This is a genomic window from Bradyrhizobium sp. USDA 372, assembly GCF_053629095.1.
This window is the reverse complement of sequence record NZ_JBRJHR010000001.1, coordinates 3028653-3052011: the sequence shown is the minus strand read 5'-3', so window position 1 is coordinate 3052011 and position 23359 is coordinate 3028653. Positions and strand designations below refer to the sequence as shown.

The window sequence follows — 23359 nt, the reverse complement described above, 5'->3', positions numbered from 1 at the left end:
CCTAGTCGACTTCATCGGACTTTCCGCATCCCAAATTATTGAACCTCGACATAGCGGATGATGCTCTGGTTCTGAACGTTTGCGATCAATTCATCTGCCCGAGACAACAGCCGATGCAGCAACGGTGAGGAATTTGCCTGGTTGTAGCCCAAGGCTAAATCGACCGTTGGCGTTCCCCCGTCGAGCGCTCTGGCGACAACGTTGGGTGCCAGCATATTCTGCGCATAGAGGGGAACCAGGCTAACTCCGCCCGTGGACGCGACCAGCGACATGGCCGAAGATATGTTTTCGCCTTCGTACTTTGCCTTGAGCGTGATTCCCGCCCTTGTTGCGTAGTCTTGAATGACGGCTTGGAGCACCGGAGAGGTTCTTGCCGAGCTGACGTAGACTTCCCGAGCGAGATCCTGCGGCCGAATCTTCTTGCGCGATGCCAAACGGTGATCAGCCGGCAGCACGGCGATCAGGGGCTCCTTCGCCAGCGTCTTGAAGACCAGACCAACACTCTCCTTTTCAGGCCGTAGGAAACCGACGTCCAACTTTCCCCGCATCAATGCGAGGGCGATTTCTGGGGAAGATAGAGTACACAGCGTGACTTCGACCTCGGGTGCGTCCTCGCGGAGGATCCGCAATAGATGAGGCAGCCAAGTCACCTCCAATCCGACCAGGAAGCCCATCGACAGCACGGGTCTTTGCGGCTCGGCCGTCCGCCGAGCGCCATCCACCGCCGCCTCGACCTGCAACAGCGCCAGCCGTGCGTGATCGAGAAACACTTTTCCTGCGGCCGTCAGCGTCACGCCGCGCGCCTGGCGCTCGAATAATTGTACGCCAACTTCGTTTTCCAGATCGCGAATCTGCCGGCTCAAGGACGGCTGCGAGGTGTTCAGCCGCCGCTGGGCTGCGGTCAACAAGCTGCCTTTCTCCGCGACGGCAACGAAGTAGCGCAAGTGCCGAAGTTCCATTTGCCCTCGTATATCTCCAAGGCATAGCTCCGAGCCTACAAGGTCTTAGTCATCAACAGAAGGAGGATTTAGCTTCGCGCAGTTTTCCAACCACCAAGGGACAAGAAAGAAAATGTCGACAACCTCCAAGCCCAGCATCGTGTTCTGTCACGGCCTCTGGGCCGACGGCTCATGCTTCAGCAAGGTCATCCCCACCCTGCAGGCCGACGGTCACCAAGTGATCGCCGTCCAGTACGGGCTCAATAGCTATGCAGATGACGTCGCGACCGTGAAGCGCACGCTGGGGCGGGTCAACAGTCCCGCAATCCTCGTCGGTCACTCGTACGGAGGCGCCACCATCACGGGCGCGGGGACCGACGAGCGCGTCGCCGGCCTGGTTTACATCGCCGCCGTCGTTCCGGATGTTCACGAGACCGTACAGAGCGAGCTCAACAAATACCCCACGGAGATATTCTCCCAGATCGAGGTCGCAGGCGGACGCGTGTGGATCAAGCCGGAAGGTGTCAAGTACTTTGCTGGAGATCTTCCCGAGCAGGAGCAGAAGCTGGTGTGGGCGACCCACTACCCGCCCGCCGCCGACCTGCTCGAGCAGCAAGATCTCGATGAGGTCGCCTGGAAGACGAAGCCGAGCTGGTACATCCTCGCTCGCAAGGACCAGACCGTGCATCCCGATCTTCAGCGCTTTTTGGCCAAGCGCATCAACGCCACCACGATCGAGACCGACAGCAGCCATGTCACCATGCTGTCGCAGCCCGATCTCGTCATCGACGTCATCCGCAAGGCCGCAGCCGCCGTTCAAAAAGGCTGATCGAACCAGGTGTTGGCATGGACGAAGCCGCCATGGGGCGGCTTCGCCCCGGCGGCCAGGCCGTTGTGGTCACAAGAACTCCGCTTGGAGGCGTGCGCATGAACGGCAGCGCGCCACTGCTCAACACACGAGGTCGAGGTCGGATCGGCCAGGCGCATCTCTATGGGTATTTGGAATCCGTCGTCGTCTCGGAGCGGGCGGTGATCTCTCGAAGTACTACCCTGGCCGCCTGCAGGTCCGGTGTCGAAAAACCCTCCGTGAACTGGCTATAGAGTGGTGCGAGCAGGTCTCGTGCCTCGACATACCGATCCTGTTCTCTCCACAATGCTGCGAGGCGTGTTGCTGCGCGCAACTCCCAGAGCTTGGCGCCCTGCTGGCGCGCAATTGCCGCGGCATGGCTTAACCGAGCTTGCGCGGCGCTCGCATCGGCGTTCGGCAGCCGTAGCATCAGCTCGCCCATCATCCGGTGCAGCTCGGCCTCGAACCATCGCTCGCCGGTTTCTTCCACGCGGTGCAGCGCCTCGCTAATAATATCCAGGCCCTCGTTCACTGCACCGGACCGGCCGTGGACCTCGGCAAACAGACTTCGGAAATAGGGCACTAGGAAGCCTGCTCCGGTGGCCTGCCACATCGAAAGCCCGTCTCGGATCTGCGCGAGACCGGCCCGAAGATCTCCAGCCTCGGCCAGCGTCCAACCGCGAATGATGATACCGGCTCCGAGGAAGTGTGGGGAATCCTGCTCGGCTGCCAGTGCGATCAGCGCATTCGCCCGATCGCCGGCCTCGTCGTGGTTCTGGCAAAGCTGCGACAGGATGCAGCCGTACAGTAGGGCATAGCCGAGGGTGTTGCGGTGGGACAACTCCTTCGCGCCGCTCAGTGCCTCTCGGCTCCTCGCCTGAGCCTGCTCAGGATACCCCAGGGCAAACAGTGCCCAGGATAGAACGGAAAGTCCCGCCACACTGGGATCCTGCGCGAACAGGAAGGCAAGCGACCCGTGAGCGGTCGGATCGTAGAGGGCGAGCGTCCGCTCCAAATGGGCGCGCGCAGCTGTCAACTCGCCGCGAAGCAATTCAGCGGTTCCGACGATGCGATTGCCGATGGTTTCGGCGGCAGTATCGTTCTGTGCCTGGGCGCGGCGGAGCAAATCCTCGCCTGCAGTCCGACCGGCCTCGAGCTCCGCCCGTACGACGTGAAAAACCCACTTCCCATAGAGAACGGGAAAGAGCCGCGACGTCTCGCCGAGGCGCTCGCACAGGTCTCGGGCCCGTGCGTTGGTCCGGCCGACCTCCGGTGCGGCCCAGCCCTTTGCCGCCATCAAGGCGACGCCGAGCGCGATCTGCAGCTCGAGTTCCCGCCTCCATCGTGGGGCGTCGTCGGGGAGAGCAGGAATCAAGTCGAGCCCTTTGGTCAATTGCGTGATCGCCTCTGCTGTGGCCGACCGCGCGATCTCTGCTTGTCCCGCCTTCAGCCAATAGTCGATCGCCGGTTCGGCCAATCCTGCCTCCGTGTAGTGATGGGCCAGAAGCTCGGGCTGCGTCTGCACTGTCTCCGGAAAATGCTGCTCGAGCGCGGCGGCGATCCGGGCGTGCAAGCGCTGCCGCTTCGCCCGCACCAGGGTCGCATAGGCGGCGTCCCGCACGAGTGCATGCTTGAAGCTGTAGGTCGCTTGAGGCGGCGTGCCGCGCCGGAACACGAGGCCCGAACCGACGAGGTCATCCAACCCCGCCTGCAGGTCGCTCTCCGGAAGCGCCGTCGTCCTCGCGAGCAGTTCATGAGAGAATTCCCGGCCAATCGCAGCCGCGACCTGGGCCACCTCACGAGCGGGGGCCAGCCGGTCGAGCCGGGCCAACAGCGACTCCTGGAGCGTGGTTGGGATGGCCATGGGCGGCAGCGGCCCGGCGAGCGCGTAATGGTCGCCCTCATCGCGGAGCAGGTTGGTCTCCAGCACCGTCCGCGTCAGCTCCTCGACGAACAGCGGCACGCCGTCCGTCTTGGCGACGATCTGATCGAGCACCGCAGGCGGCAGAGCCTTACCACCGCTCAGCCGCGCGACCATTGCTGCGCCCTGCCGGCGGCTCAACCGACTGAGGGTCAGCGAGGTGACGTGGGCATAGCGCGTCCAGCGCGGCACGAACTCGGGCCGGAAGGTGATGAGGACCAGCACCGGGGCGCGCTGCACCCTGTCGGTCAGAAGATCGAGCAGCTCAAGGGAGGTTGGATCTGCCCAGTGCACGTCCTCGTACAGCGCCAGCACGGGCCGGCGCGTTGCGAGACCGAGCACCTGATCGACCAGAACTTCGAGCGTCCGCTCCTTCTGCCGATGCGGGCTCATGTCGAGCGGCGGGTAGCGCGCATCTGTCTCCAGCGATAACAACGCCGCGAGCAGCGAAGCCACCGCGATGACGTGCTCGGTCGATAGCGCAAGCAGCGCCTCGAGTTTGTCGAGCCGGGTTGCAGCGGGATCGTCCGCAGCAAAGCCCGCTGCCCGTTCCAAAAGCCCGATCACCGGATAGAGTGGGCTGGTCTGATGGTGCGGTGAGCAGTAGTGACTCAGAGGCGTATGCGGCTCATGTTCCAGTCGCCCGCGCAGCGCCCGCACGAGGCGTGACTTGCCGATGCCAGGCTCGCCTCCGAGCAGGATCACCTGGCCCTCGCCCTCTTTGGCGCGCTCCCAGTGCTCGAGCAGGAGACCGATCTCGTGGTCGCGACCGACCAGCGGCGTCAGGCCTGCGCCGTGCAACGCCTCGAACCGGCTCTCGGCGGCGCCTTCGCCGACCACACGCCATGCACGCAGGGGATCGGGAAATCCCTTTAAGATCTGCAGGCCGAGCTCGGCGAGCTCGAACAGGCCGCCAATGAGCTCTCGGGTCCGTGTGGAGATCACCACGGTGTCGGGCTCGGCCAGGGTTTGCAGGCGCGCGGCAAGGTTCGGCGTGTCGCCGACCACCGTCTCCTCGCGCGCCGCGCCTTCGCCGATCAGCTCACCGACAACGACCGGGCCGGTCGCGATGCCGATGCGGACCGCCAGCATCTCACCATGCGCCGATGCCAGACTATGTACCGCCGCGACCGCGGCGAGGCCGGCCCGCACCGCGCGTTCGGCCTCATCTTCGTGGGCGCGCGGATAGCCAAAATAAGCCAGGACACCGTCGCCCATGTACTTCGCGACGTGCCCTTCGAACCTTCCGATCGCGCCCGCCACCGCGTTCTGATAGGTCCGCAGGACTTCGGCCATTTCCTCCGGATCGAGCCGGGCCGCGAGCGCGGTCGAGTCGACAAGGTCGACAAACATCACGGTGAGTTGGCGGCGCTCGGCCTCGGATGCAAGCGAGGCCTTCCAGGAGATAGCAGCGCTCGCGGCGTTGGCGGGAGTCCTCGCCGAAATTGAGCCGTCGCGCAGAGCGGCAATGGCGGCGAGCAGCTTGCGGCGATGACCGATCGAGACGACGCCGATCCCGATCAAATCCTCCGCCGTGAGGTCCATGAGGACCTCGGCATCGATGTCGTTCTCCCGGAACGCCTGTTCATACTGTCCCAGCCCCAGACTGCACAGCCAAGCCATGACGTCCATGGGGGCCTCCCGGCTCTTGTCTCAGCACCAGGTACATCAGCCTACCGCAAAACGGTCTGAGCGAAGCGCGATAAAACGTCACGAACGACTGCGGGAAAACGGCAATTCCTGGGAGCAGGCACTCGAATAGATAACCGCGCGGTGCAACGCTCTCCAGGTCCGGTCCGGCCCTATGGGAGCAAAACCGACGAGATCCACAGACGATCTGGCCAAGAGATCCCCATGCCCGAATGCGGAATTAACTGCCGGAACGTGGGATCGGCTTCTTCGGCTTGGCGCTGGCAATGGTCTCCCGAAGCACTGCGCTGGCAGCCTGCAGATCCGGCGTCCCAAAGCCCTCGGTGAACTGGCTGTAGAGTGGACTCAGCAGGTCGTGCGCCTCACCGCACCGACCCTGTTCTTTCCACGATTGAGCGAGGCGTGTCGCCGCACGCAACTCCCACAGCTTGGCGCCCTGCTGGCGCGCGGTTGCAGCCGCAATGCCGAACCGTGCTCCCGCGGCCCTCGCATCGGCGTTAGGCAGCCGCAGCATCAGCTCGCCTGTCATCCGATGCAGCTCGGCCTCGAACCATCGCTCACCGGTTTCTTCCACTCGGTGCAGGGCCTGTGCGACCAGATCCAAGCCTTCTTCCGCCGCGCCGGAACGGCCGAGCACCTCGGCCTGAAGACCGAGGAAATAAGGCTCATAGAGCCCAGCTCCGGTGGCGCGCCACGCGGGAAGGCCCCGCAGAAGTTGCGCGAGCCCTGTCTCCAGCTCACCCGACTGAGTCAAGGCCCATCCCCGGATCACCGTGGCTGCCGCGAGAAAATGCGGAAAGTTCTGCTCCGTCGAGAGCTCGACGAGTGTCTCGGCTCGTTCCTGTGCCTCTCGCCACGCGCCGCGGTACTGCTCGAAGAAGCACGAGAACAACAGGGCGTATCCCAGCGTGTTGAGGTGAGCGAGTTCGCGGGCGGAGTCGAGCGCCTCGCGGCTCCGCGCCCGGGCCTGCTCCGGATAGCCTAGCGCAAACAATGTCCATGAGATCCCCGACAAGGCCGCAACGCGCGGATCCTGCACGTAGAGAAAGGCGAGGGAGCGATGCCGCTCCGGGTCATAGAGAGCGAGCGCCTGCTCCAAATGGCTGCGGGCAGCAGCCACCTCGCCGCGCCAGAAGGAACCGGTCCCGCTGACGCGGTGAGCCACCAGGGTTGCGGAGGTCTCTTGATGGTCCTGCACCCGGCGCAGAAACTCGTCTGCCACTTCGCGCGCCGCTGTGTGCTCGGCGCGTACGCCGTGAAATACCCATTGACCGTAGAGCACGGGCCAGAGTTGGGAAGTGGCCCCGATCTGCTCGCAGAGTTCGCGAGCCCGGGCGTTGGCGCGTCCCGCTTCGGGTGCTGCCCAGCCCTGCGTGGCCATCAGCGCCACGCCCAAGGTTATCTGGAGGTCAAGCTCGCGCCGGCTCCGATCGGCCTCGGGGACACCCTTGAGCAGATTCAAGCCGTTTCGCAACTGCGCCACCGCTTCGGTCATCGCCGAGCGAGCGATCGCTCGTTGCCCCGCCCTCAGCCAATAGTCGATCGCCGGTTCGGCCAGGCCTGCTTCCGTATAATGATGGGCCAGCAGCTCGGGCTGCGCCTGCACTGTCTCCGGAAAATGCTGCTCGAGCGCGGCGGCGATCCGGGCGTGCAAGCGCTGCCGCTTCGCGCGCACCAGCGTCGCATAGGCGGCGTCCTGCACGAGCGCGTGCTTGAAGCTGTAGGTCGCCAGGGGCGGCGTCCCGCGCCGGAACACCAGGCCCGAGCCGACGAGGTCGTCCAACGCAGCCTGTAGTTCGCTCTCTGGAAGCGCCGTCGTCCTCGCGAGCAGTTCATGAGAGAATTCCCGGCCAATCGCGGCCGCGACCTGGGCGACCTCACGGGCCGGAGCCAGCCGTTCGAGGCGGGCCAGCAGCGACTCCTGGAGCGTGGCCGGAATCGCCATCGGCGGCAGCGGTCCCGCGAGCGCGTAGTGGTCGCCCTCATCGCGGAGCAGGTTGGTCTCCAGCACCGTCCGCGTCAGCTCTTCGACGAACAGCGGCACGCCGTCCGTCTTGGCGACGATCTGGTCGAGCACCGCAGGAGGTAGCGCCTTGCCACCGCTCAACCGACCAACGATGGCCGCTCCCTGACGGCGGCTCAATCGGCTGAGGGTCAGCCCGGTGACATGGGCATAGCGTGTCCAGGAGGGCTCGAACTGGGGCCGGAAGGTGATGAGGACGAGCACGGGGGCGCCTTGCACCCGGTCGATCAGGAGATCGAGCAGCTCGAGCGAGGTCGGATCTGCCCAGTGCACGTCCTCGTACAGGGCAAGGACGGGACGGCGTGTTGCGAGGCCCAAGACCTGATCGACTAACACCTCGAGCGTCCGCTCCTTCTGCCGATGCGGGCTCAGGTCGAGCGGCGGGTAGCGCGCACCGGCCTCGAGCGACAGCAATGCCGCGAGCAGCGGGGCCACCACGGGAACATCATCGCTCGATAGCGCAAGCAGCGCCTCGAGCTTGTCGAGCCGCGTCGCGACGAGATCGTCCGCGGCAAATCCTGCCGCCCGCTCCAACAGGCCGATCACCGGATGCAGCGGACTGGTCTGATGGTGCGACGAGCAGTAGTGGCTCAGGGCCGTATGCGGCTCGTTTTCAAGTCGCTCGCGCAGCGCCCGCACGAGGCGCGACTTGCCGATACCAGGCTCGCCCGCCAGCAGCACCACCTGGCCCTCCCCCTCTTTGGCGCGCTCCCACTGCTCGAGCAGGAGACCGATCTCATGGTCGCGACCGACCAGCGGCGTCAGGCCTGCGCCGTGCAACGCCTCGAACCGGCTCTCGGCGGCGCCTTCGCCGACCACACGCCACGCGCGCAGGGGATCGGGAAATCCCTTTAAGATCTGCAGGCCGAGCTCGGCGAGCTCGAACAGGCCGCCAATGAGCTCTCGGGTCCGTGTGGAGATCACCACGGTGTCGGGCTCGGCCAGGGTTTGCAGGCGCGCGGCAAGGTTCGGCGTGTCGCCGACCACCGTCTCCTCGCGCGCCGCGCCTTCGCCGATCAGCTCACCGACAACGACCGGGCCGGTCGCGATGCCGATGCGGACCGCCAGCGTCTCACCATGCGCCGATGCCAGACTATGGACCGCCGCGACCGCGGCGAGGCCGGCCCGCACCGCGCGTTCGGCCTCATCTTCGTGGGCGCGCGGATAGCCAAAATAGGCCAGGACACCGTCGCCCATGTACTTCGCGACATGCCCTTCGAACCTTCCGATCGCGCCCGTCACCGCGTTCTGATAGGTCCGCAGGACTTCGGCCATTTCCTCCGGGTCGAGCCGGGCCGCGAGCGCGGTCGAGTCGACAAGGTCGACAAACATCACGGTGAGTTGGCGGCGCTCGGCCTCGGGTGCAAGCGAAGCGTTTCCGGGGGTGATGGTAGGGAGGGGCGCAATGGTAGTAGCCGACATTGAACCGGCGGGCAGTGCAGCAATGGCGGCGAGCAGCTTGCGGCGATGGCCGATCGAGACGACCCCAAGACCGATCAGATCCTCCGCCGTGAGGTCCATGAGGACCTCGGCATCAATGTCGTTCTCCCGGAACGCCTGCTCATACTGTCCCAGCCCCAGACCGCACAGCCAGGCCCCGATATCCATGGGCTCCTCCCGGCTCTCGTCTTCAGCGCTAAGGTGCTCCAGTCTAGCTCAAGATCGCGCGCGCTGCGCGATGAAACGCCAAGATACGAACTCCGAGCAAGAACAACTTCTGGCCCAGGCCGGACTCGAGGCGAGTTGCGCCAAAGCGCTGCGATCGGGGGCGGAGCACCACGGACGAAGCCGCGCAAGCTACACGGTCGGCCGACGTCCTGGCCGCGTCCAGCCCTCCCGCTCGGCGAATACCCGGCTGACCTCCGCCATGTGCTCGGTGCCCCATGTGCAAAGCGGTACGAGGGCCTGGGCGAGGCTGTGACCCAGCGGGGTGAGGCTATAGTCCACCCGCGGAGGCACCTCCTTGTAGTCGGTCCGCTTCACGAGGCCATCGGCCTCCAGCTCCTTCAGCTGCTGGATCAGCACCTTGTCGCTGACGTCGCGTATGGCGCGCCGGAGCTCGCCGTAACGGGTCGGTCCGTCCTGAGCAACGAAGTACAGGATCAGCGGCTTCCACTTGCCCGAGACGACCCGCAGGGTCGCGTCGAGGCCGCAGGTGAAGCCGGGCAAAGTCGGCGTGCAACGTTGGACCTCTGCTTCAGCTTGCGCCGGCGGGGAGATGGGGTCTGAACGATCTGACATTTTTTTGGGTACTTACCAAAAGGTGCATACTTGTCGATAGGTGGGTACGCCGCCAGCTCAGTGCAACCTCAATGAAGGGAGCACATCATGAGCAGACTACAAGGCAAGACGGCGGTGGTGACGGGCGGCGGAACCGGTATCGGGCTCGGAGCCGCCAAACGGTTCGTCGATGAGGGCGCATTCGTCTATCTGTTCGGGCGGCGGCAGGAGCCGCTCGATGCTGCGCTCGCGCAGCTGGGATCCTCGGCGCGCGCCGTCAGGGGATCGGTCACCGATCTGTCCGACCTCGACCGATTGTATGCGACGGTGAAAGCCGAACGCGGCAACGTCGACGTTCTGTTCGCCAATGCCGGGACCGGCGCGTTTGCGCCGCTCGGCCAGATCACGGTCGAGCATTACGACCAGATCTTCGACGTCAACGTGAAAGGGTTGGTGTTCACCGTGCAGAAAGCCCTGCCGCTGATGCGCAGGGGATCGTCGATCATCCTGACCGGATCGAGCACGGGCGTGATGGGGACGCCGCAGTTCAGCATCTACAGCGCGACCAAGGCGGCGATCCGCAATCTCGCGCGCAGCTGGGCGCAGGACCTGCGCGGCACGGGCATCCGCGTCAACGTGCTGTCGCCGGGGCCGACCAAGACGGAGCTGGCGCTGGAGGTCGTGGGCGAGGAAGCATTCGATGCACTCGGCAGCGCCACGCCCATCGGGCGCGTCGGTGACCCCAGCGAGACCGGAGCAGTGGCCGCATTCCTGGCGTCCGCGGACAGCAGCTACATGACCGGCGGCGAGGTCTTCGTCGACGGCGGCTTGGCGCAGGTCTGAGACTTTTTGAGCAAGAGGGCTTCGATCCGCGGGATCGAAGCCCTCGATGCTCTGCGTGCCTAATTCAGATCCCCAGCAGCTTCCGCGCGTTCGCCTTCAGCACCTTCGGCCGGATCTCGTCGCGGATCTCGATCTTGGCGAAATCCGACAGCCAGCGGTCCGGCGTGATCACCGGCCAGTCCGAGCCGAACAGCATCTTGTCCTGCAGAATCGAGTTGATGTAGCGCACCAGGATCGGCGGGAAATACTTCGGCGACCAGCCCGACAGGTCGATGTAGACGTTCGGCTTATGGGTCGCGACCGAGAGCGCCTCTTCCTGCCAGGGGAAGGACGGGTGGGCGAGGATGATCTTGAGGTCGGGGAAATCGGCCGCGACGTCGTCCATGTACATCGGGTTGGAATATTTCAGCCGCATGCCCATGCCGCCGGGCATGCCGGAGCCGACGCCGGTCTGGCCGGTATGAAACAGCGCGATCGCGCCGCCATTGTTGATCTCTTCATAGAGCGGATAGGCCATGCGGTCGTTGGCGTAGAAGCCCTGCATGGTCGGGTGGAATTTGAAGCCGCGCACGCCGTATTCCTCGATCAGCTTGCGTGCCTCGCGGGCCCCGAGCTTGCCCTTGTGCGGGTCGATCGAGACGAAGGGGATGAGCACGTCCAGATGCTCGGAGGCGATCTCCAGCATCTCCTCGTTCTTGTAGCGGCGAAAGCCGGTCTCGCGCTCGGCATCGACAGGGAAGATCACCGCGGCGATGTTCTTGGAGCGGTAATAGGCGGCGGTCTCCGGCACCGTCGGCGGATGCTTGTGCGGCGACTTGAAATACTCCGCCATCTGCGCCTGGAAATCGTCATAGCCGTCGTCGGGATGGGTGCCGCAGGGCTCCTCGGCATGGGTGTGGATGTCGATCGCGACGACTTTGTCGATATCAGGCAGCTTCAGCTTTGGCATTTGTGTCCTCCCGACGGGTTGCCGAATTGATTATAGTATATAACGAATTTGGCAAGGCGCTGGTGGCGGCGAAATCGCTGGCGGCGAAAGTCTTTGCGGAGCCTGACCTCCCATACGCCGGATCGGGCCGATCCGGCCGCTTCTACTGTGCATGGGGTTGTTTTCACGGATTTGCGGGAGCGTGGGGCAGTTAACATTGACATCACCTCCCGCCATGCCTTAAGAACCGCCCCGTCCCGGGCGGCTGGTCCGCCGGCGGGGAAAATCTCATTTTGCCACATTCGCGCGTGCCGAAACGGTAGTGCCGAACACGGCCTTTCGAACGTTCAGGATTCTGCCATGAAGGTCCGTAACTCGCTGAAATCGCTGCGCGGTCGCCATCGCGCCAACCGCTTGGTCCGCCGCAAGGGCCGGGTCTATGTGATCAACAAGGTGCAGCGCCGCTTCAAGGCGCGCCAGGGCTGACCTGAGCGGCTGATCTCCGCCGGGCGCCGCTGCTCGCCCGCAAGACCACGGTCTCACACGAGTTTGACGCCGCCTTTGCTTTGCAAGGGCGGCTTTGCGCGTTTAGACTTTCACCATGGCAGTGAGATTCCGTTTCGCGCGCACCCTGTGCCTGGCCCTCGTGCTGGGAACCGTCGGCCTTGCGCCGGTCGCCCTGGCCCAGCAGGTCGAGCCCCCCGGCAAGCAGAAGAAGCTGCCTGAGGCGCCGTCAAAGCTGCCGAAGGTCGACCGCAGCAAGAATCTCGATTTCCTGTTCGGCGCGCTGAAGGCGGCGCCCGACGAGGCCAGCGCCAAGCATGTCGAGGCGCGGATCTGGGCGATCTGGCTGCAGACCCCGAGCGACACCGCCGCGCTCCTGATGTCACGCGCCAAGACCGCGGTCGATGCGAAGAAGATCGACGTCGCGATCAAGCTCCTGGATTCGGTCATCAAGCTCAGGCCCGATTACATCGAGGCCTGGAACCGGCGTGCCACGCTCTATTACATGCAGAACGACTATGGCCGCTCGCTCGCGGACATCCAGCAAGTGCTGATCCGGGAACCGCGCCATTTCGGCGCGCTCGCCGGTCTTGGCATGATCATGCAGGAGGTCGGTGACGAGAGGCGCGCGCTCGAGGCCTATCGCAAGGCGCTCGCCGTCAATCCGCACCTGGAAAAGATCCCCGATCAGGTCAAGGCGCTGACCGAGAAGGTCGAAGGCCGCGACATCTAGCTATAAGTCGATGATTTCTCGAGCGATCGCGGCCGGCGCGGATTAACCACGATCCGAGCCAAGGCGTCGCAAGCACTATTGCGGGGCCTGTTGCAGGCCTACCTGCATGGCAGGAGCGAAAGCCATGAAGCGTTTGGTGGTCGCAGCTGTATTGCTGCTCGCGTCGGGAACGGTGAGCCTCGCCGACGGACTGTTCTGGGTGGTCGGCAACCGCGCCACCGGCAAATGCACCATCGTGACCAGCAATCCAGTCATCATCGGCGACATCTGGTTCGGCGACGGTCCCTACAAGTCCAGGGCCGATGCCAAGCTTGCCCGGTCGACGATCCGCGTCTGCCCCCCGGTCACGCCCGAGCAGGAAAAAGAAGAGGACGGGGCGAACTAGCCGGTCCTCAATGCAGGACGCTACTGCCGCGCTCGACCAGGCCGCGGTCGGCGGCTGCGGCGTAAGCTCTTGCAAGCTCCGCCTCGAGATGCTCGTTGATCAGCAGCAGCGCCCGCACGGCACCGCGCAGGTCGCCGTTGCAGCTCGCGACGATTTCGTCGATTGCAGTGTCGTTCGATCTGAAGCTCATCAAAAATTCTCCGGTTCAAACCAGGACATATCCTGCCGGTCTTTCCCGCATCCCCTAAGCTGCGAGGAGGATCGGCGCCCATCCGCGCCTAGATGGCGGAACCGACCGTGGCGATTATATGGAAGCCGCGATGACGCCTGCATGAAGCTGGTCCGAAGCTTGCGTGCCGCTTGGAATAGCTCTGATTTCGTTGAGTTTTCTCGATCGACAATTATGCACATATCCACAGCCCCCTGCATTTTCAGTGGAAGCGCTGACTGCCGGCGGCGAAACTGCCGCCCGATCAGACCCGTAACTGCCCCGTGCCCAGGATCACCCGGATTCTCTCCATGATCGTGATGTCAGTCGTGACGGCGCTGGTTCTGCTGGCGCTGCTCACGCAGGCCGGGGTCGTCGCCGTGCAGCGTGCCTTTCCGCCGCAGGGCCGCATGATCGAGGTCGATGGCGCGACGCTTCATCTCGTCGACATCGGCCCACGCGATTCCGGTCCTCCGATCGTGATGCTGCACGGCGCGAGCTCCAATCTCGAAGCGATGCGGCGGCCGCTCGGCGATCTCCTCGCCAGGGATCACCGCGTGATTCTGATCGACCGTCCCGGCCATGGCTGGAGCACGCGCGCGAGCCGGCAGGATTCGACGCCGCAGATCCAGGCGCGCATGATCGACGAGGCGCTTGGCAAGCTCGGGATCGATCGCGCGGTCTTCGTGGTGCATTCCTGGAGCGGCGCGCTCGGCGCGCGCATCGCGCTCGATCATCCGCACCGCGTTGCGGGTCTCGTGATGCTCGCGCCCGTCACGCATCCCTGGCGCGGCGGCGTCGGGCGCTACAACGAGATCATCGCAACGCCAGTCATCGGCCCGCTGCTCGCCTACACGATCACCCTGCCGCTCGGCTATTTCGTCACCGAAGCCGGGGCCCGCAACGTGTTCCTGCCGCAGACGATGCCGGACGGATTCGTGCAGGACTCCGCGACGCCGCTCTTGCTACGCCCGCGCGAGTTCATCGCCAATGCCTATGATCTGGTGACGCTGAAGGAGTCGGTTGCCGCGCAAGTCGCGCGCTATGGCGAGATCAATGCGCCGGTCACGATCATCGCGGGCGAGCCCGACAAGACGGTGAGAACCAGCATCCACGCGCGCCCGTTCGCCGCGGCGGTGCCAAATGCAAAGCTGATCGTGCTGCCCGATCTCGGCCACATGGTGCAGAACGCCGTGCCGGATCTCGTGAAGGCGGAGATCGAGACGATGATCGGAAACATCGCCCCGGCGCAGGCGGCCGCCGACTAAAGCGTTTCGAGCGAAGTGGAAACCACTTCGCGGGAAGAAAACGCGTCTAAATAAGAAAGCTAGAGCTTTCGGCTCTGATCCAATCAGAACCGAAGCTCAGCGGCGGCCTCTTGCGCGCTTACTGCTTGGTCTTTCCGTCCTTGTCGTATTGGGCAAGGAAGGCCCAGAGATTGTTGATCTCGGTCTCGTTCTTGATGCCGGCGAACGCCATCTTGGTGCCGGGGATCTTGGCCTTGGGGTCCTTGATGTATTCCTTGAACGTGGCCTCGTCCCAGGTGATGCCGGAATTCTTGTTCGCGTCCGAGTAGCTATAGCCCTCTACCGTGCCCGACTTGCGGCCGTTGAGGCCGTTGAGCTCGGGGCCGACCTTGTTCTTGGCGCCTTCGCCGATCGCGTGGCAGGCCAGGCACTTGTTGAACGAAGTCTTGCCGGCCGCGACATCCTGCGCCATCGCGGCGGGTGCGGTGGCAATGACGGTGAGGATCGTCAGCGCGCCGAAAGTCAGTTTTGTCATAAGTGTGCTCTTCGTCTCTTCCCGGGTCAGATGGAGGGTCGTGGTTTTGGCAGGTCCATTGCAAGGGGACAAGCCGCGAAACTTTGACAGGTTTCCTGCTAGCAGACTTGCCCCAGAGAGAACTTGCGCTGCAACAAAGCAATGGGACCTTCGGAGGACCTACCCAAGGACGGCAAGACATGATTGATTTGCCGAGACAATTCCATCCGTCGGACGAGGGCTTCTTAAAATGGCCATCATGATGCACGCCAGCGACCAGGCCGTGCTAGCGCGTCGCAGCGAAATCGTCGCCGCCTTGCGCGCCATCGTGCCGGGCGAGGGCGTGATCGATACGCCTGCCGAAATGCGGGCCTATGAATCCGACGGGCTGACCGCCTATCGGCAGCCGCCGATGGTCGTGGTGTTGCCGGATACGACCGAGCAGGTCTCGCTCATCCTGAAATATTGCGCCGCGCAGGGCATCAAGGTGGTGCCGCGCGGCTCCGGCACCTCGCTGTCCGGCGGCGCGCTGCCGCTCGAGGACGGCGTGCTGCTCGGCCTCGGCAAGTTCAAGCGCATCCGCGAGATCGATTTCGACAACCGCGTCGTCGTCACCGAGCCAGGCGTCACCAATCTCGCCATCAGCCAGGCGGTCGCGCATGCCGGCTTCTATTACGCGCCGGATCCGTCCTCCCAGATCGCCTGCTCGATCGGCGGCAACGTGGCGGAAAATTCCGGCGGCGTGCATTGCCTGAAATACGGCATGACCACCAACAACGTGCTCGGTTGCGAGATCGTGCTGATGAGCGGCGAGATCCTGCGCATCGGCGGCAAGGGGTGCGAGAATCCCGGCTATGACCTGATGGGGGTCATCACCGGCTCCGAAGGCCTGCTCGGCGTCATCACCGAGATCACGGTGCGCATCCTGCAGAAGCCGGAGACGGCGCGCGCGCTGATGGTCGGCTTCGCGCAAGTCGAGGCGGCTGGCGAATGCGTCGCGCGCATCATCGGCGCCGGCATCATTCCCGGCGGCATGGAGATGATGGACAAGCCCGCGATCCACGCCGCGGAGGCCTTCGTCCATGCCGGCTATCCGCTCGATGTGGACGCGCTGCTCATCATCGAGCTCGACGGGCCCAAGATCGAGGTCGACGAGCTGATCACGCGGGTCGAGAGCATCGCACGAGGCTGCGGCTCGGTGACGCTGCAGATCTCCAATTCCGAGGCCGAGCGCAATCTGTTCTGGGCCGGCCGCAAGGCCGCGTTCCCCGCGGTGGGCCGCATCTCGCCCGATTATCTCTGCATGGACGGTACGATCCCGCGCGGCGCGCTGCCGAAGGCGCTCGCGCGTATCCGCGAGCTCGGCGAAAAATACCAGCTCGGCTGTGCCAACGTGTTCCACGCCGGCGACGGCAATCTGCACCCCTTGATCCTCTACGATGCCAACAAGCCCGGCGAGATCGAGCGCGCCGAAGCCTTCGGCGCCGACATCCTGCGCGCCTGCGTCGAGTTCGGCGGCGTGCTCACCGGCGAGCACGGCGTCGGCATCGAGAAGCGCGACCTGATGCCCGACATGTTCAGCGAGATCGACCTCAACCAGCAGCAGCGCCTGAAATGCGCCTTCGACGCGCAGGGCCTGCTCAATCCCGGAAAAGTATTTCCGACCCTGCACCGCTGCGCCGAGCTCGGCCGCATGCATGTCCACGCGGGCAAGCTGGCGTTCCCGGATTTGCCGCGGTTTTAGATCCGCGATGAACGAATTGCTTTCCTTTGTGAACTTCGATACCGGCTCAGTGGTGGATACGCTCAAGGTCAGAGACGCCAAAGACGTCGAAGAGGTGGTGCGCGCGGCGATTGCCAATGAGCAGCCGCTCGAGATCATCGGCCATGGCGGCAAGCGCGGCATCGGCCATGCGATGGCGACCAACGCGGTGCTCGACGTCTCTGCGCTCAATGCCGTCACCTCCTACGAGCCGAACGAGCTCATCATCACGCTCCAGGCCGGCGCGCCGCTTGCCGACGTGCTGGCGCTGATCGATGCCAAGAACCAGCAATTCGCCTTCGAGCCGATGGATACCGCGCCGCTGCTCGGCACGCCGGTGTCAGGCACCATCGGCGGCATGATCGCGGCCGGGCTTGCCGGGCCGCGGCGCATCCGGGCGGGCGGGGCGCGCGACCACCTGCTCGGCGCGCATGCCGTCTCCGGCTTCGGCGACAGTTTCAAGACCGGCGGCAAGGTGGTGAAGAACGTCACCGGCTACGACCTCTGCAAGCTGCTGGCGGGGTCCTGGGGCACGCTGTCGGTGATGACGGAAGTGACGCTGAAGGTGATGCCCAAGCCCGAGGCCGAGCGGACGCTGCTGCTGCGCGGGCTCGACGATGCCGCCGCCAACAAGGCCATGACCGCGGCGCTCGGCTCGCCCTTTGACGTCTCGGCTGCCGCGCATCTGCCGAAATCGGCGCTCCGGGCCAGGACCGAGGGGCTCGGCGATCTCGCAGGGGAGGGCGAGGCGCTGACGGTGCTGCGGCTCGAGGGCATCACCGCATCTGCTGCGCACCGCGCCGGCTCGCTGCGCGAATTGCTGGCGCCGTTTGGAACCGCGACGCTGATCGAGGACGCGGCATCCGCGGCGCTGTGGACCGCCATCCGCGACGTGCTACCGTTTGCGGCGAGCGGCGCGCTCGGCGCCTGGCCAGTCTGGCGGATCGTCTGCCCGCCGGCCTCGGGCGCGGCGCTCGGCACTCAATTGGCGCGCGAGACGGGCGGCGATGTGATCTACGATTGGGGCGGCGGCCTGATCTGGGCGGCGCTCCCGCCGAAGCCGGACGCGCATGCCGCGCTCGTGCGGGCGCGCGCGAACGCGGTCGGTGGGCATGCCACGCTGATCCGGGCGACTGATGATGTCAGGCGCGACGTCGATGTGTTCCATCCGCAGGCACCGGGCATTGCGGCACTCAGTGAGCGGGTGCGCGCCAGCTTCGATCCGAAGACCATTCTCAACCGGGGGCGGCTCACGCGGAGCGCTGGCCGATGAAGACCGAATTCTCACTCGCGCAGCTCGCCGACCCCGATATCGCGGAAGCCGACAAGATCCTGCGCGCCTGCGTCCATTGCGGCTTCTGCACCGCAACCTGCCCGACCTATGTGCTGCTTGGCGACGAGCTCGATAGCCCGCGCGGCCGCATCTATCTGATCAAGGAGATGCTGGAGAAGGACCAGGCGCCGACCGCCGATGTCGTCAAGCATATCGACCGCTGCCTGTCGTGCCTTGCCTGCATGACGACCTGCCCCTCGGGCGTGAACTACATGCACCTCGTCGACCAGGCCCGGGTCCGGATCGAGCAGCGCTACCAGCGGCCGCTGGCCGAGCGGCTGCTGCGCCAGGTGCTGGCCTTCGTCCTGCCGGACCCGCAGCGCTTTCGCATCAGCATGTGGCTGGCGCGGCTCGCCCGTCCGCTGGGCGACTTGCTGCCGACGCCCCGGCCTTCGGCGACGCCCGGCTTGATCCAGCGCATCAAGGCGATGCTGGCGCTGGCGCCGAACCGGCTGCCGCCCGCCGGACCCGCCGCCGGCAGCGTGTTCGCGGCGCTCGGCAAGAAGCGCGGACGCGTGGCGCTGCTCCAGGGCTGCGCCCAGCAGGTGCTGGCGCCCCGCATCAACCAGGCCGCCATCAGTCTCCTGACCCGCCATGGCATCGAGGTCGTCCTTGTCAGGGACGAGCAGTGCTGTGGCGCGCTGACCCATCACCTCGGCAACGACCAGGATGCGCTGGCGCGGGCTCGCGCCAACGTCGCGGCGTGGCGCAAGGAAATGGCCGGCGAGGGGCTCGATGCCATCCTGGTGACGACCTCCGGCTGCGGCACGGTGATCAAGGATTACGGCTATCTCCTGCGCGAGGACACTGCGTTCGCGGCCGATGCGGCGAAGGTGTCGGCGCTCGCCAAGGACATCACCGAATACGTCGCCGGCCTCGAGCTCGCGACGGCGGCGAGAGCGGACGACATCGTCGTCGCCTATCACTCCGCGTGTTCGTTGCAGCATGGACAGAAAATCACAGCCCTTCCGAAAGAATTGCTTTCCAAGAATGGATTCGTGGTGAAAGATGTACCCGAAAGCCATTTGTGTTGCGGTTCGGCGGGGACCTACAACATTCTCCAGCCCGAGCTTGCGGGCCGGTTGCGCGATCGCAAGGTCGCCAACATCGCGAGCGTCAAGCCGGACATGATTGCCGCGGGCAATATCGGCTGCATGGTGCAGATTGCCAGTGGCACGTCAGTTCCGGTCGTACACACGATTGAGCTTCTCGATTGGGCGACGGGCGGGGCGCGGCCGGCACTGAACGCGCAGGTTTGAGCTTTCAGGAGCCTGAACTGTCCTCCCGAGGTGACGACTGAAGACGCCCGATCGATCATTGTTCGGCGGCAACAGGAGGACCACGATGGCGAAAGCGAAGAAGAAGAAAAGCAAGAAGGCCAAGAAGGCCAAAAAGGCCGTAGCGGCGAAGAAGACCGCGAAGAAGGCGACGAAGAAGAAGGCAGCCAAGAAGACCGCGAAGAAGTCTGCCAAGAAGGCCGCCCCGAAGAAGGCTGCCAAGAAGACAGCAAAGAAGGCGGCGGCCAAGAAGGCTGCTCCGAAGAAGGCCGCGAAGAAGGCGGCACCGAAGAAGGCGAAGGCAGCGCCTGCTCCGAAGCCGTCGGCACCGGCGGAGACCCCGGCGCCCGCCGAGACAAGCTGGGCGATGCCTTCGTCTTCTGCGGAAGCGGCGCCTGCCGAGGGACAGGGGTAAGAAGGCGACCTTTCATCGCCTTCGGACTGTCGCTTCAGACTGTCGCTTCAGACTGTCACTTGGACTACAGCTTGGGACTGTAACAAGAAGGCCGCGGCATCCTGATGCTGCGGCCTTTTTGCATCGCCGCAGCCCAGCATCGGCCGCCGTGTCCGGCCCAGCCTGATTCGTAAGCGCAGATGTCACGCCGCCGGGTGGTCACCGGGCTTACACGGGTCTGCCGTGCCCTCTAGAGGGCAAATGATGTGATCGAGAAGCCACACCGGCTGATAACCTTTCTTGGAATCGTCAAAACGCCCAAAAAGTCGGCAGATGCCCGCGCTTTTTGCTTCACCGTTCCGATCCACCGATCCAAATTGCCGCAGTAACGCAATTTCGCAGGTAGGCCGCATGTCCCGGGGGGCTTCCGGGGGCGACTGCTGAGTAAGAACGGGTAAATGGGGACCGAAATGAAAAAAGTGGCTTTGTTGGCAACGGCGCTGGCAATTGTGACGACGGGCTCGGCTTTCGCGGCAGACTTGCGCGTAAAGGCACTGAAAGCCCCGCCGCCGCCGGCCTTCGATCCGTGGGATATCGCCTTCGGCGCCGGCATCATGAGCGATTACATCTTCCGCGGCATCACCCAGTCCAACCATAATCCGTCGGTCACGGCCTATTTCGAGCCGCGCTACAACGTCAACAAGGACCTCCAGCTCTACATCGGTACGTCTGCCTCGAGCATCTCGTTCCCGAACCGTGCTGCGGCCGAAGTCGACATCTACGGCGGTATCCGCCCGACCTTCGGCATGTTCGCCTTCGACTTCGGTGTCTGGGGCTACCTCTATCCGGGCGGAAGCTGCTTCGGCTCACAGGGCACCCTCGCCCAGGGCAATTGCGGCAGCGACATCGATTACTCGCAGGGCGCCATCGGCCTTCCCATCAACGGCAACTTCGCCAAGAAGGACGCGAGCTTCTTCGAGGCCTATGCCAAGCTGAACGTCACCCTCAACGATCAGTGGACGGTCGGCTTCAACGAGTACTACTCGCCGAACTTCCTGAACCTCGGTGCCTGGGGCAATTACGCCTCGGTCACCGCCAAGTGGACCGCGCCGAGCACGATCTTCGGCGCCAGTGGCGTCGGCATGTACGTGTCGGGTGAGTTCGGCCGGCAGTGGCTCGGCACTTCGGACATCTTCTACGGCATCGCGGGCGATCCGGTGTATGCGAACGGCATCAAGGAGCCGAGCTACAACACCTGGAACGTTGGCGTCGGCTTCACCTACAAGGTGTTCACGCTCGATCTGCGCTACTACGACACCGATCTGAACAAGGGCGACTGCAACGCCTTCACCAGCGATCACACCGCGAAGTTCAGCAGCAGCTTCACCCCCATCAACCCGGGCGGCTTCGGCTCCAACTGGTGCAGCGCGGCCGGCGTCGCCAAGCTCTCGTTCGACCTGACGGCGATGACCAACCTGAAGTAAGTTTCTTTCCGAAACGACTTCGCGAGGGCGGCAGGGCAACCTGGCGCCCTTTTGCTTTGGGCGGCGGAGGTAGGAAGAGACGGGGCGGTCCGGCCAAGATACTACTAAGCTGCGTTAGGGGCTTGCGAACCGGCAGGACGCCGCCGCTGCCTTCACTCCGTCATTGCGAGCGCAGCGAAGCAATCCAGAGTCTTTCCGCCTAGGCAGTCTGGATTGCTTCGTCGCAAAAGCTCCTCGCAATGACGAGGCCCAAGTTGGGGCCGTCCCTCAGACCGTAAGGACAGCGGGCGAGGCCGCCTGCGCCTCAGCGCGCCGCGCTCGGCTCCGCCGCCGCCCGCTCGCCGCCGACCACGTGGATCGCGCCGTCCTTCACCAGCGTCACCTTGCGGGTGTGGAAGGCGTCGAGCGTCGAGCGGTGGCCGATCGAGACGATGGTGGCTTGCGGCAGCTTCTCCGCCAGCAGCCGGTAGAGCCGGGCTTCCGACGGCTCGTCGAGCGAGGCGGTAGCCTCGTCCAGGAATAGATAGTCCGGCGCATGCAGCAGCGCGCGCGCAAGCCCGAGACGCTGCTGCTCGCCCAGCGAGAGCATCCGGTTCCAGTGGCCGTCCTCCGCGAGCCGTTCGGCGAGATCGGGCAGCCCGACCGCGATCAGGGCGTCGCGGACCTGCGTGGCCTCGAACGCTCCGGACGCTGCCGGATAGACCACGGCATCGCGCAACATGCCGAGCGGGAAATAGGGCCGCTGTGGCAGCATCATCAGCTTGGCTTTCTCCGGGATGACAACCGTGCCGGTGCCGAACGGCCAGATGCCGGCGATGGCCCGGAACAGCGTGGACTTGCCGGAGCCGGACGGCCCGGTCACCAGCACGCGCTCCGAGGCCTGAATGGTGAAGGCCTTGGCGGCCACCAGCGGGGTGCCGTTGGGCAGGTTCACGCAGAGCTGCGCGAGATCGACATGGCGCCCGGCGACCTCCAGCGTGATGGCCGGCTCATGCGCCGGCAAATTGACCGCCGAGGCGACCGACATCTCGAAGCCATCGAGACGGGCAACGATCGAGCGCCATTCCGCCAGCGACCGGTAAGCCGTGACGAAGAACGACAGCGCACCTTGGACGCTGGAGAAGGCGGATGCGGTCTGCATCATGTCGCCGAGCTGGATCTTCTTGGCGAAGAACGCCGGCGCCACCAGCACGTAGGGAAACAGCACGGCGGCCTGCTGGTAGCTGGCCGTGAACGCGGTGAGGCGCTTGGTCCGGCTCATGATGCCGTACCAATTGGCGATCACGAAGCCGAAGCGATCGAGCAGGCGGGCACGTTCGGCGCCTTCACCCCTGAGCAGCGCGATCTGCTCGGAATTCTCGCGCACGCGGACGAGGTTGAAGCGGAAGTCGGCTTCATAACGCTGCTGCTCGAAATTGAGGTTGACCAGCGGCGAGCCGATCCAGTGCGTCAGCGCGGTGCCGAAGATCGCGTAGATCAGCGCGCCCCAGCAAAGATAGCCGGGGATCATGACATCGGTGCCGAACAGGCGCAGCGGCGCGGCGTTGGAAAGGCCCCAAAGGATGATCACGAAGGAAAACAGCGTCACGATCGACGAGAGCAGGCCGAGCCCGATGGTCAGCGTCTGCTCGACGAAGTTCTTGACGTCCTCGGTGATGCGCTGGTCCGGGTTGTCGGCCGCATCGCCCTTGAGCTGCATGCGATAATGCGTCGAGCCCGCTAGCCACTCGCCGAGATAATGTCGCGTCAGCCATTGCCGCCAGCGGATCTGGAGCCATTGGTTCAGGTACAGCTTGTAGACAGCCAGCGCGATATAGGTCGAGGCCAGCGCGACGAAGATCCAGATCTGCGTGACGAACGCGTCCCAGTCGCTGTTCTGGAGCGCGCTGTAGAACCGGTTCTGCCACTGGTTCACCAGCACGTCGATCGCGACCAGCGCCAGCTCCATCGCGACCACCGCCGCGAGCAGGCCGCGGCCGGCCCATTTGTCCTCGGATCGGAAATAGGGGGCGGCGATTCGCCAGACGATCGCGAGCGTGGCGCTGATGTTCTTCACAGAGCAGGGTCTCCTCGGGGGATGTGCACAAATGCCCGGAGCCAAAGACCTGAGGCAACGGCGAAAATGGGCGCACTTAGACTAAAGTCGCA

General features: G+C 64.7%; 19 protein-coding genes. 11 read left to right on the top strand and 8 right to left on the bottom strand.

What is annotated here, in order from left to right; translation table 11 throughout:
• Nucleotides 1-35 precede the first annotated feature (35 nt).
• Nucleotides 36-959 (bottom strand): LysR family transcriptional regulator, encoded by a 924-nt coding sequence (locus AB7M16_RS14515; protein WP_453944281.1) that lies wholly within the window; start codon nucleotides 957-959, stop codon nucleotides 36-38.
• A 112-nt stretch (nucleotides 960-1071) separates the two neighbouring features.
• Here AB7M16_RS14515 and AB7M16_RS14510 point away from each other — a divergent pair, with 112 nt between their 5' ends.
• Nucleotides 1072-1767: an alpha/beta fold hydrolase gene (locus AB7M16_RS14510; protein WP_439364698.1), complete on the top strand. Its 696-nt coding sequence runs from the start codon at nucleotides 1072-1074 to the stop codon at nucleotides 1765-1767.
• A 160-nt stretch (nucleotides 1768-1927) separates the two neighbouring features.
• On the opposite strand, the gene AB7M16_RS14505 is transcribed toward AB7M16_RS14510, so the two are convergent.
• From AB7M16_RS14505 to AB7M16_RS14495, 3 genes are all read right to left on the bottom strand, one after another.
• Nucleotides 1928-5338 carry an AAA family ATPase gene (locus AB7M16_RS14505; RefSeq protein WP_453944280.1) on the bottom strand — a complete coding sequence of 1137 codons (3411 nt, stop codon included), beginning with the start codon at nucleotides 5336-5338 and terminating at the stop codon, nucleotides 1928-1930.
• 238 nt (nucleotides 5339-5576) lie between these two features.
• Nucleotides 5577-8987, bottom strand: coding sequence for an AAA family ATPase (locus AB7M16_RS14500; RefSeq protein WP_453944279.1), 3411 nt, complete (start codon nucleotides 8985-8987; stop codon nucleotides 5577-5579).
• A 189-nt stretch (nucleotides 8988-9176) separates the two neighbouring features.
• Nucleotides 9177-9548, bottom strand: a complete 372-nt coding sequence (locus tag AB7M16_RS14495) for a winged helix-turn-helix transcriptional regulator (RefSeq protein ID WP_172787184.1) — start codon at nucleotides 9546-9548, stop codon at nucleotides 9177-9179.
• Nucleotides 9549-9707: 159 nt separating this feature from the next.
• Here AB7M16_RS14495 and AB7M16_RS14490 point away from each other — a divergent pair, with 159 nt between their 5' ends.
• On the top strand, nucleotides 9708-10442 hold the full coding sequence (locus AB7M16_RS14490) for an SDR family NAD(P)-dependent oxidoreductase (RefSeq protein ID WP_453944278.1): 735 nt from the start codon (nucleotides 9708-9710) through the stop codon (nucleotides 10440-10442).
• A 64-nt stretch (nucleotides 10443-10506) separates the two neighbouring features.
• On the opposite strand, the gene AB7M16_RS14485 is transcribed toward AB7M16_RS14490, so the two are convergent.
• Complete coding sequence (locus tag AB7M16_RS14485) at nucleotides 10507-11391, bottom strand: amidohydrolase family protein (protein ID WP_036021159.1); 885 nt, start codon at nucleotides 11389-11391, stop codon at nucleotides 10507-10509.
• A gap of 339 nt (nucleotides 11392-11730) precedes the next feature.
• Between AB7M16_RS14485 and ykgO the strand changes: the two genes are divergently transcribed.
• The 3 genes from ykgO (at nucleotide 11731) to AB7M16_RS14470 (ending at nucleotide 12992) form a co-directional block, all read left to right on the top strand.
• Entirely contained in the window at nucleotides 11731-11856 is a 126-nt protein-coding gene (gene ykgO / locus AB7M16_RS14480; protein ID WP_006611362.1) for a type B 50S ribosomal protein L36, read from the top strand.
• A 115-nt stretch (nucleotides 11857-11971) separates the two neighbouring features.
• A complete protein-coding gene (locus AB7M16_RS14475) occupies nucleotides 11972-12607 on the top strand; it encodes a tetratricopeptide repeat protein (protein WP_212259312.1) in 636 nt (211 codons plus the stop codon).
• 124 nt (nucleotides 12608-12731) lie between these two features.
• Nucleotides 12732-12992: a hypothetical protein gene (locus AB7M16_RS14470; protein ID WP_212259313.1), complete on the top strand. Its 261-nt coding sequence runs from the start codon at nucleotides 12732-12734 to the stop codon at nucleotides 12990-12992.
• A 7-nt stretch (nucleotides 12993-12999) separates the two neighbouring features.
• On the opposite strand, the gene AB7M16_RS14465 is transcribed toward AB7M16_RS14470, so the two are convergent.
• Nucleotides 13000-13182 carry a hypothetical protein gene (locus tag AB7M16_RS14465; RefSeq protein WP_172787133.1) on the bottom strand — a complete coding sequence of 61 codons (183 nt, stop codon included), beginning with the start codon at nucleotides 13180-13182 and terminating at the stop codon, nucleotides 13000-13002.
• A 329-nt stretch (nucleotides 13183-13511) separates the two neighbouring features.
• On the opposite strand from AB7M16_RS14465, the gene AB7M16_RS14460 reads away from it, so the two are divergent.
• The gene (locus AB7M16_RS14460; RefSeq protein ID WP_212259314.1) at nucleotides 13512-14468 is read left to right on the top strand and encodes an alpha/beta fold hydrolase; all 957 of its coding nucleotides are present in this window, start codon (nucleotides 13512-13514) and stop codon (nucleotides 14466-14468) included.
• Between the two features lie 118 nt (nucleotides 14469-14586).
• Here the strand turns inward: AB7M16_RS14460 and cycA are convergent, their stop codons facing one another.
• Nucleotides 14587-14982: a cytochrome c-550 CycA gene (gene cycA / locus AB7M16_RS14455; protein ID WP_172787135.1), complete on the bottom strand. Its 396-nt coding sequence runs from the start codon at nucleotides 14980-14982 to the stop codon at nucleotides 14587-14589.
• Between the two features lie 229 nt (nucleotides 14983-15211).
• On the opposite strand from cycA, the gene AB7M16_RS14450 reads away from it, so the two are divergent.
• From AB7M16_RS14450 to AB7M16_RS14430, 5 genes are all read left to right on the top strand, one after another.
• Nucleotides 15212-16705, top strand: a complete 1494-nt coding sequence (locus tag AB7M16_RS14450; protein ID WP_453944277.1) for an FAD-linked oxidase C-terminal domain-containing protein — start codon at nucleotides 15212-15214, stop codon at nucleotides 16703-16705.
• 52 nt (nucleotides 16706-16757) lie between these two features.
• Complete coding sequence (locus AB7M16_RS14445) at nucleotides 16758-17996, top strand: FAD-binding protein (RefSeq protein ID WP_453947179.1); 1239 nt, start codon at nucleotides 16758-16760, stop codon at nucleotides 17994-17996.
• Nucleotides 17993-19315: a glycolate oxidase subunit GlcF gene (glcF, locus tag AB7M16_RS14440; protein WP_260381027.1), complete on the top strand. Its 1323-nt coding sequence runs from the start codon at nucleotides 17993-17995 to the stop codon at nucleotides 19313-19315. Before AB7M16_RS14445 ends, glcF begins: the two co-directional genes overlap by 4 nt.
• An 85-nt stretch (nucleotides 19316-19400) precedes the next feature.
• A complete protein-coding gene (locus tag AB7M16_RS14435; RefSeq protein ID WP_260381026.1) occupies nucleotides 19401-19748 on the top strand; it encodes a histone in 348 nt (115 codons plus the stop codon).
• A gap of 449 nt (nucleotides 19749-20197) precedes the next feature.
• Complete coding sequence (locus AB7M16_RS14430; protein ID WP_172787139.1) at nucleotides 20198-21211, top strand: TorF family putative porin; 1014 nt, start codon at nucleotides 20198-20200, stop codon at nucleotides 21209-21211.
• Nucleotides 21212-21515: 304 nt separating this feature from the next.
• On the opposite strand, the gene AB7M16_RS14425 is transcribed toward AB7M16_RS14430, so the two are convergent.
• On the bottom strand, nucleotides 21516-23267 hold the full coding sequence (locus tag AB7M16_RS14425) for an ABC transporter ATP-binding protein/permease (protein ID WP_172787140.1): 1752 nt from the start codon (nucleotides 23265-23267) through the stop codon (nucleotides 21516-21518).
• Between the last annotated feature and the right edge of the window lie 92 nt (nucleotides 23268-23359).